Here is a 13,471-nt window from a genome sequence, read left to right as displayed (position 1 = left end):
CATACCCGATCAGAAAGCCGGCAATGATGCCAGAAACACCTCAGGGTTGGTACACCGACCCGGACGAACCCGCGCAGCAACGATGGTGGGACGGCTCGCAATGGACGCAGCACACTGCTCCGGTCGGCCAGGCCCCCGTGGTCGCGACGGAGGCACCACCGACGAAGTCATCGAAGGTGAAGGTCGCGCTGATCGTAGGCGCCGTCGCTCTGGTGATCACGCTGCTCACGCGCAGCCTAGGCGCGATTCTCATGCTCGCCGGGTTCTTCCTCTTCTTCATCGCGATCTATGGAATCGTGCGCGGTTCCGCCAAGCTGTTCCGCGTGCGCTCGCGGGGCGCCGCATGGGCCGCGCTCGGTATCGCCTTCGTGCTGATGTTTGTGGGGAGCGGAGCCAACGCGGCACTCGGCGGTCCGGGCTCGAACGCCGACAACGCGAACACCGCGGACGCCAAGCCGTTCGCATCGACCCCGACTGAGAAGCCGTCCCCGTCGCCCAAACCGACCACGTTTGAGGAGGTCGAGGAGTCCACCACGATTCCGTTCGAACGGTCCGCGGCGGATGATCCGAACATCGACGTCGGACAGGTCCTGGTCACGACCGCCGGAGTCGACGGCACGAAGGTGACGACGTATCGCGTGAAGTATGTGGATGGCAAGGAGGTCTCGAGGGAAGTCGCCAACGAACTCGTGACCGTCGCGCCGGTGAACGAGGTCACGTCCACCGGGACTCGGCAACCACCCCCGCCGCCCGCTCCCGTGCCGCTTGTTCAGGCGCCTAGCAACTGCCACTCCAGCTACGCCGACGTGTGCGTACCGGTCGATTCCGACGTCGACTGCGCAGGCGGCAGCGGCAATGGGCCGTCGTACGTCAGCGGCCCGCTTCGGGTCGTCGGCCACGACGAGTACGACCTGGATCGCGATGGCGATGGGATTGCCTGCGACTAGCGAGGTCTAGACGAAATACCACCTGTGCGTTGGATTACGCATGCGGAAGGACGCGACGCCATCGAGGTGCTCATCCCTGGACGTACCGTGTCTGCAATCGAAGATCGTGCCCGCCACCGGGCGAATCCCGCGCTGAAGTCTCCGCGGATGCTGTCCCCGAGGTACTACCTGGCCATCATCGGGCTAGCGCTCATTCCCGAGGCGACCGCATTACTCTGTGGGTGTCCGGCGCTGGCGATCGCTCCGGTCGCTCCAGATACGGGCTGGACTACTTCATTGCGAGGGTGTTCCAGGTGATGCTCGGGTTGGTCGGGTTCGTCAACGTGCCGGCGATCATCATATTCAACTCGTAGTTTCCGCAGTTGATCGATATGTCGTGGGCACCGCGCTCAGGGCGGATTCCGTTAACAATCTCCGTGACACCGTCGACAGGACACGGTTATGCGACACCGTCTAGAACTCAGCGTCTCGAGACACACGTTTGATGTGGGACTCATTGCCCTTCATTGTCTCCCACGGCCGGCGAAAGGCACGCTTGGGCATCACCTTGGGGCTTAGGTCGTAGGCGCCTTTCTCGAACTGGTAGCCGGAACGCTTCCAGGGATGACGTGCTCTGTGCAAACTCAACAAGAGTGATGGCCGGGGATAGAAACGCCCTCGAGACCGAGAAGCACGGCGAACTGCAGCACGAACTGGCTTGTTCCACTCACCAGTGAGCTCGGTCGCGAGGTCGGTGACGAACCACGGATGCAGGTCACCTCGACGACACTGTTCTGCTCTCAGCAGGAACCCTAGGACGACGAGTGCGTCCTGGCTGTCGTAAAAACCGAACTCGGTGAGATGATCGACGTCGTCGCCCGTTGCTCTTGGCACGAATAGCACCGTGGCCCCCTCCTTGCGATGAGACATCCAGAGGATCACGTGGTAAAACCGAGCGAGATCCGGCCCGAAAAGAGCGTAAGCCTCCCTCAATGTCCATCGCCCCGTCAAGAGGGCGTCGCTCGCGTAAACCAAAAAGCGAGAAACTCGGGACACCAAGGCGCGTTGTTCTTGAAGTGCTATCGGACTCGAATTGTGCTTTTCACGCTCGGCTTCGGCCACCTCGTGGTAATAGAAAGCCGGGCCGTACAGATACATCAGCACGTGGCTCCAGGTGGGACGGAGGTTCTCCCACTCGCGCCTGATGCCGACGAGGAACGCTTCTTTCTCCGTCCTGTGAGTACCCCTCGCGACGAAGAACGCAGCGAGCGCAACAAGGATAGTTCCGATTCCGACGGTCAACTGAACAAAGAGCTCAGCCATCTGTTGGGGTGTCCATTCGCCAGAGTTCACATAGCGACAATAGCCCGCCGGGAGCAGAGTTGCGCTAAGGGGCCGCGTCTCGGAGATCCATCCGTGTACCGCCCCACGCGTGTGGACGAGGACGTGATGCCTGGACCGACTTGTGCGCGATCTCGACGGCGTATCTGGCGGCGGTGCATGTTGCCTTGCTCAACCGCTCCCGGGCCACGTACACCGCTTGATAAGGTCAAGCAACCTTCAGATGGTCGCTACAACGAAATGATCGGCCGCGGGCGCTACATAAGCATCCCACAGTCCCACGAACTCCGCATCCATGTACTCACGAACCGAGCTACCGCTCGGGATTTGATGCGGAGGTGGTATCTCGACCAGATCGATCGAAACCGCTCTTTCTTCCGCTCCGAGGATCTCTCGTCCGGCATTAATATGCTCAATTAGGCGGTTTAGGGCCGCACCCACTTCAAAATAAAGGTTGCGATCGAGTGAAAGCATCGAATCAGAATCTAGCAATCCGACCATGGGCTGATTGTTGTGCAGAAATACAGGCGCGTCAGCAAACCTCGTTGTCACGAGATCAAAATCACTGACACCTCGAGTGGCCCAACCGGCACCGCCTTCAAAAAGACAATAAGTACTCTCCCCAAAATTTGGAGACGCGAGGTAGAAGATTCTAGTTTTCACATCTGTTATGCATTCCCGCATTCGATCCTTCAACTGCGCAAGGTTTTGTGCATCGTCTCGCTCCCGATCTTTCGAGGTGTAGAAAATTTCATCTTCAGTCACACCCTTTTCGCGGAGCAAATAGTAGAAAAAGTCGGCTAACGCCTTATCTTTGCCTGCGTGAGAAAGGAATATTCTGTGATCGACCTTCGCTGCCACGGCGGAACCAACCAGCTTGTTCTCGATGGGCAGAATCAAGTTTTCGATCTCATCGCCCGACACGTCTGCCTGTTCTAACTCGTTTCGCAACTCCGACACAAATTGTGCTTTTGCTCGACTCTGGATATCCTCTAGGCGTTTACGCTCTGCGGTCTTGAGTTCGTTCATAACCGCTTCTCGCTTTCGAATCAAAGCGCGAACCAGCGGGCGCAACAGTTCCTTAAGACGCTGCATACGTAGGTCGTTCTCGTCGAATCCTTGGCGATTCGTCGTTGCGATATCGGCTAGTACGTCTTCGTCGAGGATATCAAAACTCACTTCACCCTCAATGTAGTTCGCGTAGGCTTGAGTGATGCCGAGCATCCCGAGAACATTCTCGGCTGCCAGCTTGTTGCGGACGTACAATCGAATTTGCGATGGATTGTAAAACTGGTTCTTCACGAACCGATCATCGTTCGTTTTTGCGAGTTCATTATCGATCGTCGCATGGACTGCCAGCCACCCACTCAGCTCGTAGGGCAGGACACGAGACTCGTCGGAGCCATCATCGACTGCTATCTCACCCGAAGCGTCAGCTGCTGCACCCGGGTCCAGCTGCGCGAAAGTACCTACCGCGACCGGCAAGTCTTTGATTGTCTCCCCTACCTTCAGCTGAACCGATCTACCTTCAATCCTCGTTAGCTCCGCGGGTGCAGCTCCACTCAAAGCGAAGTTGCTGTACGCCATCATATAATTGCCAAATGCAACTTGCTTTTCAACTTCGCGATACTCGATTGTTTCGCTAGCATCAGATCGTATTGCGAACCATATTCGGCGATCTGACATTGCCGAGAGCAAGAACTGATTTGCGAGCTTCATGCCGAGGGCATCGAGCGATGCTGCGCCCGACCCACGCAAATCAATGTGCAGAATCTGTAGGGTTGTCCCAGAGACCCCACCGTTCGAGAATTCACCGATTAAGTCAAGGGGGTCCGAACGCTGGCGCATTTGAGGTTTAGAATCGTCGGCCCTCTCAGGATCGATGACCAGACTCCACGTCGATGTCGCACCTTCACGTGTGGTTTCCATGTAGAACTCGTCCGATAAATAGAGTGCAGCCAGCTTCCCGATACCTTTTCTCCCCATTGGCTTCGCCACTGGACTATCTGGGCTCTGTTCTCTCTTATTTCGTCCTACACGCACATAGTTCCGAACACCCTCGCGGTCCATTCCGACGCCGTCATCGCGCACTTGAAGGGTGGCATCGTCCTTGCCTTCAGACAGGTCAAGTAGCACCCAAACATTGTTGGCATCCGCGTCAAATCCATTTGCGACGAGTTCGGATATAGCCGCCCATGGGTTAGAGTACAGACTCTTACCCAAGAGCTTGAGGGCCTGCCAGGTGAAAGAAAACTCCTCGACTTCGTTGGCATCATTCGGCATTCTTGTCACACCCCGATTTTCTCGTGTTGAACCTGGATCCCAAGCAATAGATCGACCTTAGCTTTATCCGAAAGGGGGAGCCCCCCATACTGGACGTGATTTTTCACGCGGTCCCGATAGGTGGACGCGGTCTCGGAAGCGCCGAGTGGAACGGCTCGGTGCAACCGACGGCCCGCTTTCAGCGTCTGTTGAAAGCGAAGGGAGTTTCCAGTTTCCTCGGCGAGAACGTCGATTAGTGATTTTGGCTCACTGTAGGTGCCGGATAGTCTTCTCACAGTTGCTCGGACCACTGCCTGAACTAGCTTCGGTGGTGCCGCGTTTCCAATCATCTGTTCGACCGTTGACGATGGCCCGATCCACTTGAAAGATGTGGGAAACGTTTGTATCTGTGAGCGTTCCGATGACGTGAGGGAGCGCACCCAGATGTCATCCGTTGAGTCGTTTGGGTGGTAGCGGTAAGTCGCGGGTCGGGGGCGATTCGTTCCTCGGACCGTTGGGGATGGTTCATCAATCGAGAACACGGCCCTACGGTCATAACTTCGTGGATGCCGATAGTAGTGCTCGACCGGCAACGCGCTCACGCCTCGTCGAACGGAAAGCGGAAAGACGCTTTGCTCCGACTGGATCAGTCCGCGAACCGAGTCGTGCTCAGCGCCTCGTATGCCAATCACGAAGGCACGCTTTCGGTTTTGAGGTACGCCATACAGCGATGCGTTCAGGATGAGCTCGGTGATGCCATAGTCGTCGAGTTCGAAGACCGCTCGCGCCTCTGCGTATGCCGCGCTCCGCAGAGCCGCTGGAACATTTTCCATGATGAACGCCGTCGGACGCATGTGCGAAACGTATCGGGCGAAAGTAGTTGTCAGCCCGGCACGGGCACCCTCCGATCGATTCCCAGCATTGGAGAAGTCTTGGCAAGGAGGCCCGCCGAGAACGATGTCGGCAGAATGCGCATCTAGTGCGGCTAACACCGTTGGTTCGTCCGCTAGATCCAACTCGGTGGCTCCGTGCGTAAAGTTGGCAGAGTATGTCTCGACCGCAGGAGCCCAGTTGTCGAACGCAGCAAGCAACGTCAAACCTTCATTGATGGCACCCTGGCTCATGCCTCCAGCTCCCGCGAATAGCTCAACTGCCTTCACTGTGCCCTTACCTCTCACTTGCATCGCTGATGTGATCACGCTACCGCCCGCTGGCTTGTCGTAATCGATGGCGCGTGGTGCGCCGCGCCCTGCCCGAACTTCGGTCCCGCTGTTGCTGACTGAAGTTCCCCTACTAGTAGCTGAACTCGGGGCGTCATGACCTACCTGATACCGTCGCTGCATGATCTCTACCCGGTCATCACGGTCGGGAGTCGCGTGCCGCCACCCCCACCGCCTGCACCAGCACCTGTCCCCCTTATTCAGCAAAACGGCGGCTGCGATTCAACTACGTGGATGCGTGCGTCCCTATCGCCAGCGATGTTGACCGTGCAGGAGGAAGCGGAAACGGGCCCGCCTATGTCCAGGGCCCCGTGCGAATCGTCGGCTCCGATATCTACGATCTCGACCGACATGGAGACGGTATCGCTTGCGACTGAGATCCAGCGACGCAACACAAGACGGCTAGGTCGCCAACCGAACCCCCGGCTTCAACTTTCCTTAACGAATATCCCTCTTTCGATCGCAGCATCCAACTGATCGAAGTGCCGGAGAACGGAAGCTCCCAGCCCCCGTCGCGCTTCGGCGCCTCGTCATCGATCGTGCCGGGGTCCGCTCGTGATGCCCAGCGTCACCCGACAACTCACGCAACGACATTGCCGGCGCCGGTGCCACACGCGGCGCGCCCGATGAGTGCGCTGCACGCACCATCGCCGGATCTTCACCCCACCAGCTCCTCCCGCACCCACGCCCGCAACGTCGTCGGAGTGGTCGTCACGACCGACCGCTCCTGCTCGGGCGTGAAGTCATCACGCAATCCAGTCGACATCCCCAGCACGGCATCCGCCATCGCCGCCGGCATCCCGGCGTCGACGTACTGTTGCAGCATCTCCTCATCCGCGACCCGTTCGACGATCACATCTCGCCCGAGCTCTTGCGTCAAGATCCCGGCGACCTGCGACCAGCTCAGGTCTTCAGGTCCGTGCACAGCCTGCACGCGATGTCCCGTCCATTCACGGTTGAGCAGCGTCAGGGCCGCCACCTCGGCGATGTCGCGGGGCGCCACCCAGGCCATCGGCGCGTCGATCGGCAGTACCGTCTGCAGCCTGCCAGACTTCAGCGACTCGATGTCGAGCAGCAGGTTCGTGAAGAAGTAGCCGCACCGCAGATGAGTGACGTCGGTGTCGAGACGGTCCAGCGCGACCTCGGTCGCCGCAAGTCCGTCGATCTCACCGGCACCGTGGCGCTTCTCGGCGCCGACGCTGCTCTGGAACACGACACGACCGATCCCGTTCTCGGCGACCGCACGCACGAGAGCCTCCGTGGCGCGGGCGTAATCCGCAAGCGGATCCTCCGACATGACCGACGGATCGACCCAGTAGATGGCGTCCACGCCGCGAGTCGCGTCCACGACCTCATCGGCATTCTGCGAGTCCGCGCGCGCCACGTCGACGTAGGGGATCAGCTCCGGGGATATCTGCTCCGGGTATCGAGTGAGCAGCAGCGGCCGGATCCCTGAGCGCACCAGCATCCGCGTGAGGTGGTGTCCGACGTTGCCGTTGGGGGTGGTGACAGCGATTCGCATAACTAGTCCTTTCGTCTGTGACTGGCCACGTTAGATGCAGATGCGGCCTGTCTTTGGCCGCATCCTGCGTAATCATGGATTCGTGGACTCGCCATCGAATCGCACCCTGCATCTGCTGTCGCTGCTCCAGGCAGGCGGCGATTGGAGCGTTGCTGCACTCGCTGAGCGACTGGAAGTGAGCCAGCGAACCGTACGGCGAGACACGCAACGACTACGGGAGCTCGGGTACGACGTGCAGTCCCGACCGGGTCCAGGCGCCGGATATCACCTGCGGCCAGGGACGAAGATCCCGCCACTGCTCCTCAGCGCTGATGAGGTCGCCACGATCATCACGAGTCTGCTGGTGCTCGAGACGTGGAGCCCCGATGACCCGTCGGCATCCGTCGCCCGCTCGAAGCTCGAGCAGGCGCTGCCGCCCGCCCTGCGCCGACGTGCGGCCGCCACCGCGATCTCGACCCAGATCCTGCACGAACCGCCCGCGCCCGTGGACTGGACGCTCGTCGGTGTCCTGTCGGATGCGGTCGCCCAGGGTGCACGCGTCGGCTTCGACTACACCGATCAGTCCGGGCGGCAGTCCACGCGCGTGATGGAGCCGCACCGCCACTTCCTACGGGGCCGGCAGTGGTACGTCGTCGGGTTCGACATCGACCGAGGAGATTGGCGCCTGTTCCGACTGGATCGGATGCAGTCGACCAGCATCCTTCCGGGCGCGCATTCGCCCCGGGAGTTCCCTTTTGCGTCGATCGAGAGCTGGTTGGCGAGCAACTTCGGCCGGACCAGCTCACCACTTGATGAAGCCAAGAATCGCTGAGCACTGATCTCCCCGCCATATCCCGGACCCTCGTCGCTTTCAACCCCGTTCCCACAAATGCACACAGAGCGCATCGTTGGCTGCGACAGATGGAACGGAAGAGAAAGGTGAACGATATGGCTGACTCCACGGACGATCGCGCGAAGGTCGCAGAACTCGTCAAGAAGTTCCGATTCGCGATGTTCGTCACCCGTCACACCGACGGCACGCTCGTCGCGCACCCGCTCACAGTGCAGGAGGCGGAGTTCGACGGCGACCTGTGGTTCCTCGTCTCGAAGAACTCGTCGCCGATCAAAGATCTCGCCACTGACTCAAGCGCCAACGTCTCGCTCAGTTCGAATGACGCCTGGGTCTCGCTTTCGGGTACGGCACGACTCATCGAGGACCGCGAGAAGATCGACGAGCTGTGGAACCCGGTGGTCGAGGCCTGGTTCCCCGATGGTCCGGATGACCCCGCTGTCGGCGTGCTCAAGTTCAGCGCGGACTCGGCCGAGTATTGGGACACCCCGGGCGGAAAGATCGCCACAGCGTTCAGCTTCGTGAAGTCGAAGATCACCGGTGAGCGCTACGACGGCGGCGAAAGCGGCAAAGTGGATCTCTGAGGCTGACGGGCGCGATGACCGCCGGCTGCGCAGAACGAAGGAGCCGCCATGAATTCCCCCGAGGATCAGTCGCATCGGAAGCACATCCCCGGTCCGAGCGAGGCCACGGTGCCGGACATCGAGCTCGACGAGAACATCGCGCCCCGCCTGGAGGAGGAACTCGCTGACCTGCTCCGGTCGGAACCCGACGTCGAGGATCATGCACAGCATCCGGAATGAGCCTGCGCCGCAGTGAGCCGAGCCCCCGGCCGATCTCATCTTGAGTGCCGCTCATCGATACGCTGTGCCCCGTGAAGAGTTTCTCGGAAAGGGACCTGCCCGAAGCGCTGGCGATGATCGAGCCAGATCTCGCGAGGCGGCTCACTCCCGACGAGATCAGCGCGTTGTACCGCGAGGCACATGCGATGCACGTCGACGGCCTCACTGTCAGTTACGATCTCCGATCGCCACGTCGTGCTCCCGGTGGCCCGGTCGTGAGGGAGCTGCTCACCGCAGACGAACGATGGCATATCGATGTCACCAAGCTGCATAAGGACGCGCTCTGGCAGCTGTTGGTCGGGCTCATCTCCCTGGCGACGGGTCAGGCGTTCCTCTCTGTCGGAGCCGGGATCGCGCAGTTCCGCGGCATCGCCGAGAAGATCACCCGCCTCGAACCCGATGAGGGCGATGTCGCAGGGACTCTCGTACGGCTGATGAAGGAGCATGGCGGTCCGGTGCCGCGCGAGCGATTAGAGGCGGCGTATCGTCATGATCCCGATCGTGACGGCGCCATGCTGGACGGTTCTGCGCCGATCGACGCTCCCGCGGTCATCAACCGATTGATCGACAAGAAGGTCATCGTCGTCGCGGCCGACGGCAGCCTGACCATCCCCTTCTGACGGAGAACTGGCCGGTTGGAAGTGGGGCGGGCACAAGGAGGAGCACCCGCCCCGGTCTGAATCAGCGGCCGGCTGAAGCCTCCGCGAGTTCATCCGCCAGCGACGCCGCCAAGGCTGTCGCCGCGCGCCAGGCGAGAGCAACCGTCGTCAAGGTGGGGTTCGCCGCCGTCGCGGTGGGAATCACTCCGTTGCCGCCGACGTACAGGTTCTCGATGCCCCACACGCGGAGGTGGTCGTCGCAGACGGAGGCGCCATCATCCGTCTCGCCCATACGCACCGTCCCCTGGTAATGCAACGATGATCCGCCCGCAGCCAATGCGGGCTCCTCGGTGAGCGTGCCGATGCGCTCGGCCGAGCGGATCGAGTTCATGCGCATCTGCTCGATGGTCTCCAGGTCGCGCTCCGTACGCGCGTACCGGATGGACATCTTGGGCATGCCGTAGAAGTCCACATCCGAGTCGGTGAACTCGACGGCGTCCTCGTAGCGGACGTCTTTCGCCGCATACCAAGCCAGGATGCCGAGGCGCATCGCGGCCGCGTCATCGCCGATGCCGAGAGCATACGGTGACCCCGCGAGCGCCATCACGCCGCCCTGCATCGGCCGCTCGTCCGAGAACGGGATCAAGACGTAGCCGAGCTTCTTCGGATCGCGGTCGAATCCCGCCGGATCGAACTCATCGGACAGCATGACGAACGACGCCATCTGGAAGTGCTCGTTGAGGTAGTGCCCGAGTGCAGCGGGGCGGATGCCGGACGCGAACAGCACCTGCGGAGTACGCAGCCCGTCGGCGCAGACGACGACGCGGGCGGCGCGCACCGTGTAGCGCTCCCCGGTCGCACGGTCTTCCAGCTCGGCGCCGATCGCGACGCCGTCCTCCACGATCACCCGCCGAGCCAGCGTCTCCGGCCGCAGTTCGAACCCTGCGACGGACTCCTCGATCTCTCCCAGGATCTGACCGGTCCCCGAGAACGTCAGACGCTCGCCTTCCCAGCGGGTCGCGCTGGGCATGAAGCCGACCGGAGTCAGGCCGGGTCCGTCGAACTCCTCGGACATCGCACCGTACAGCTTTGCGGCGAGCCCATCGCCGGGGGGCATCTGCGCGGTGACTCCGAGCACCGACTCCGCATGCGTCAGCGCAGCATCCATCTCCTCCTCGGGGATGAACGGGATGCGCTCGGACTGATGCGGCCGCGGCGTCGAGGTACCCCAGTGGATGCCCATTCCCCCCACGCCGGTGGACATGCTCGCGGCGGGCAAGCCGACCTCGCCGTCTCGCAGCGCCGGACGCGGATCGACGAAATGGAGGCCGGGCAGAATCGTCTGACGGAACTCCAGGCTGGGGTCGAGCCCCTCGGCGATGTCCTGCAGCGCAGCGGCACGCTCGACTCCGGCGTCCGGACCTTGCGTGAGCAACTGGACCGCCGCACGCTCTTCGTCCGTCATGTTCTGCGTGTGATTGCCGCGGATCCCCGGAACCCGCGGACCGAGCTCGACCATGAGGATGCGTGCATGGGGCACGTGCTCTCCGATGGTGCGCGCGTACATCGACCCCGCAGGGCCGCTGCCGATGATGAGAACGTCGACATCTTCGTCACGGGCGCTCATGCGTGCACCTCCGCCGCCTGGCGCGTGACGTCGAGGACGCGTGAGCTCTTCGCCCACGGATCGCCTCCGGTCCCCTCGTACTCGACGGTCAGTGGACCGTCGAATCCGTGCGAACGCAGGATGCCGATCGCACGTTCGAGATCGATGGGCCGCACGACGCCCGACTCGTCCACGTCGTGCGCCTTGACATGCACGAGCTCGGCGCGTGGTGCGAGCTGCTCGATGCCCGCGTAGACCGGGCTCAGATCCACGTTCTCGAGCAGCGTGACCGGATCGACGGCAGGAGCTCCTGGCGGTTGGAACATCAGCGCCATGACCGGCTGCATGAGCGCGTCGAAGTTGCCGAGATCGAGCAGCAGACCCAGGTGCTCGCTTCCCACGGAATCGAGCAGGCTCAGCATCCACGCCGGGTCGCTGCTGGGACCACCGTGATTCTCCACGAGCAGGCGGCTTCCGCGACTGGCTGCGTACTCGCCCAGCTCGACGAGCGCGTTCACGAGATGAGCCGGCGGCTGCTCGCCGTGGTGCGGGCTGAACGGCGATCCCGGGTTGACGCGCACGAACTGTGCTCCCATGTCGGCGAACCGCGCGATCCATTCCTTGAGTTCCGCGACGTCGGCCGCACGCTTGGCGTCGTCCCGCTCGAGCAGATCACCGGTGTCGATGGCGACGTTGAGCAGCCGCACACCGGATGCCGCGAGCGCCTCAGCGAAGGCATCGAGCTCTGGATCTCCCAGTCCGTCACGGAACTGGAACGCGACCGTCTCGATCTGGTCGACGCCGAAAGCATCCTTCGCACGTGCGGGGAACTCGGCAAGGGTCGTCAGGCTCTCGTACGGGAACGCGAACGTTCGCGTCTCCCCCTCGGGATCGGTGAAGCTGAACTCGACGGGCCCGAGGTGCTCTCGGACACTGTACGAAGACATGGCGAGCGTGGTCATTCTTTTCTCCTTCGGTGTGGCAGGTGCTGGTCAGACGACTGTTGGCGTGCTGACGGATTCGCGTGTGATCAACGCCCATCGGGGGTCGCCCTCGCGACCCAGCTCGGGAAGTCGAAGCACGAACAGGGCTCCGACGATGGCGATCACCGCGAGCGTGACGTACAGGGCGGTGAAGCCGCCGATTCCCAGCAGCAGCGGCGCGATGAACGGCACGAACGATTGCGGCAGCGTGTTGGCCATGTTGATGATCGCGAAGTCCTTGCCTGCGTTCTCGGCGCTCGGCAGCATGCGCACGCACATCGCGCTATCGATCGAGAAGAACAGCCCGGTGCCGATGCCGAGGATCGCGACGGCGAGGTACACGACTTCGATGGTCGGCGCGAACGCCTGCAGGGTGAGGGCGGCGGCCGCGAGCACTCCCGCGGCGATCACGAACGGCTTCTGGCGGCGCACCCGGTCGGAGATCGGCCCGGCGACGACGCTCGTCACCGCCAGCAGCCCCACCGAGATGAGCGAGAGCATCAGGACGCTGCCACCGACCTCTTCCGGCGCGACACCGAAACGATCCATCAGGAAGAACGCGTTGTACGTGCCGCTCGCATAGGCGCACGTGAGCAGGAACCGCACGAGCCACGCCCATCCGAACGCAGGATGCTTACGGGGATTCAGCCAGAACGACAGGAGCAGTTGCTTCAGGTTCAGACCGGCCTGGTCTTCCGCGGGGATGTGCTGCGGATCACGCAGCAGGAAGACGGCGATGACTCCGAGGACGACCGAGATCGCCGCGATGAGCCCCCACTGCATCAGCGGGTCGGTCAGCGCACTCACCGCGGCGATTCCGGCGAGCGGCCCGACCGCGCCGGCGAGACCGATGAAGCCCGAGACCGTGCCGCGACGGTGCGTGGGCACTTGGTCGGCGAGGAGGGCGTTGGTCGCCGCCTGCTGGAAGTTGAACAGCGACTGCGTCAGACACCAGATGACCGCGACCTGCCAGATCTCGGTGGTGAAGGCGATCGCGAACACCGCGAGCGATCCTCCGATGGATCCGGTGAGGATCCATGTGCGCCTGCGTCCGAAGCGTGCAGCGGTGCGATCGCTGATGCGGCCGGCGAGTGGATTGGCGACGAGAGCGAACAGCGCACCCACGCCCGTGATGAACCCGAACGCTGCGGCGGCGTCCGGCCCGGCGATCCGCGTGGTCTGCAGTGTGAGCAGCAGTTGCAATGGCGTCAACAGTGCGATGAGCGCGCCGACATTCGACGAGAACATCGTCGCGATCAGGCGTGGGAGAGGTGTTGCCGGTCGAACGATCTGTTCGTCGACGGCGATGTCGGGTCGGGTCATGTGCACTCCTGTGTGCGT

General features: G+C 62.1%; 12 protein-coding genes. 5 read left to right on the top strand and 7 right to left on the bottom strand.

Going from position 1 to position 13,471, the window contains the following annotated elements; translation table 11 throughout:
- Window positions 1-26 precede the first annotated feature (26 nt).
- Complete coding sequence (locus ACYVG2_RS06210; protein WP_460780170.1) at window positions 27-947, top strand: G5 domain-containing protein; 921 nt, start codon at window positions 27-29, stop codon at window positions 945-947.
- A gap of 453 nt (window positions 948-1,400) precedes the next feature.
- Here ACYVG2_RS06210 and ACYVG2_RS06205 read toward each other — a convergent pair whose 3' ends face one another.
- From ACYVG2_RS06205 to ACYVG2_RS06190, 4 genes are all read right to left on the bottom strand, one after another.
- A complete protein-coding gene (locus ACYVG2_RS06205) occupies window positions 1,401-2,279 on the bottom strand; it encodes a hypothetical protein (protein WP_460780169.1) in 879 nt (292 codons plus the stop codon).
- A 207-nt stretch (window positions 2,280-2,486) separates the two neighbouring features.
- Window positions 2,487-4,550, bottom strand: coding sequence for an ATP-binding protein (locus ACYVG2_RS06200; RefSeq protein WP_460780748.1), 2,064 nt, complete (start codon window positions 4,548-4,550; stop codon window positions 2,487-2,489).
- Between the two features lie 5 nt (window positions 4,551-4,555).
- Window positions 4,556-5,713, bottom strand: coding sequence for a DNA cytosine methyltransferase (locus tag ACYVG2_RS06195; protein WP_460780747.1), 1,158 nt, complete (start codon window positions 5,711-5,713; stop codon window positions 4,556-4,558).
- A gap of 694 nt (window positions 5,714-6,407) precedes the next feature.
- Window positions 6,408-7,271, bottom strand: coding sequence for an NAD(P)H-binding protein (locus tag ACYVG2_RS06190; RefSeq protein ID WP_460780168.1), 864 nt, complete (start codon window positions 7,269-7,271; stop codon window positions 6,408-6,410).
- A gap of 82 nt (window positions 7,272-7,353) precedes the next feature.
- Between ACYVG2_RS06190 and ACYVG2_RS06185 the strand changes: the two genes are divergently transcribed.
- From ACYVG2_RS06185 to ACYVG2_RS06170, 4 genes are all read left to right on the top strand, one after another.
- The gene (locus tag ACYVG2_RS06185) at window positions 7,354-8,082 is read left to right on the top strand and encodes a helix-turn-helix transcriptional regulator (protein ID WP_460780167.1); all 729 of its coding nucleotides are present in this window, start codon (window positions 7,354-7,356) and stop codon (window positions 8,080-8,082) included.
- Between the two features lie 116 nt (window positions 8,083-8,198).
- Window positions 8,199-8,684 carry a pyridoxamine 5'-phosphate oxidase family protein gene (locus tag ACYVG2_RS06180; protein ID WP_460780166.1) on the top strand — a complete coding sequence of 162 codons (486 nt, stop codon included), beginning with the start codon at window positions 8,199-8,201 and terminating at the stop codon, window positions 8,682-8,684.
- A gap of 48 nt (window positions 8,685-8,732) precedes the next feature.
- On the top strand, window positions 8,733-8,903 hold the full coding sequence (locus ACYVG2_RS06175) for a hypothetical protein (protein WP_460780165.1): 171 nt from the start codon (window positions 8,733-8,735) through the stop codon (window positions 8,901-8,903).
- 71 nt (window positions 8,904-8,974) lie between these two features.
- On the top strand, window positions 8,975-9,562 hold the full coding sequence (locus ACYVG2_RS06170; RefSeq protein WP_460780164.1) for a hypothetical protein: 588 nt from the start codon (window positions 8,975-8,977) through the stop codon (window positions 9,560-9,562).
- Between the two features lie 61 nt (window positions 9,563-9,623).
- Here ACYVG2_RS06170 and ACYVG2_RS06165 read toward each other — a convergent pair whose 3' ends face one another.
- From ACYVG2_RS06165 to ACYVG2_RS06155, 3 genes are read right to left on the bottom strand one after another with little or no spacing between them, the layout of a single operon-like run.
- A complete protein-coding gene (locus tag ACYVG2_RS06165; protein WP_460780163.1) occupies window positions 9,624-11,168 on the bottom strand; it encodes a GMC oxidoreductase in 1,545 nt (514 codons plus the stop codon).
- Window positions 11,165-12,109, bottom strand: a complete 945-nt coding sequence (locus tag ACYVG2_RS06160; protein ID WP_460780162.1) for a sugar phosphate isomerase/epimerase family protein — start codon at window positions 12,107-12,109, stop codon at window positions 11,165-11,167. The genes ACYVG2_RS06165 and ACYVG2_RS06160 overlap by 4 nt, the downstream gene beginning before the upstream one ends.
- A gap of 30 nt (window positions 12,110-12,139) precedes the next feature.
- Window positions 12,140-13,453, bottom strand: coding sequence for an MFS transporter (locus tag ACYVG2_RS06155; RefSeq protein ID WP_460780161.1), 1,314 nt, complete (start codon window positions 13,451-13,453; stop codon window positions 12,140-12,142).
- Window positions 13,454-13,471: the final 18 nt, after the last annotated feature.

It is taken from the genome of Microbacterium shaanxiense, assembly GCF_054779995.1.
The sequence above is the reverse complement of the archived record's forward strand: the minus strand, read 5'-3'. Positions and strand labels throughout refer to the sequence as shown.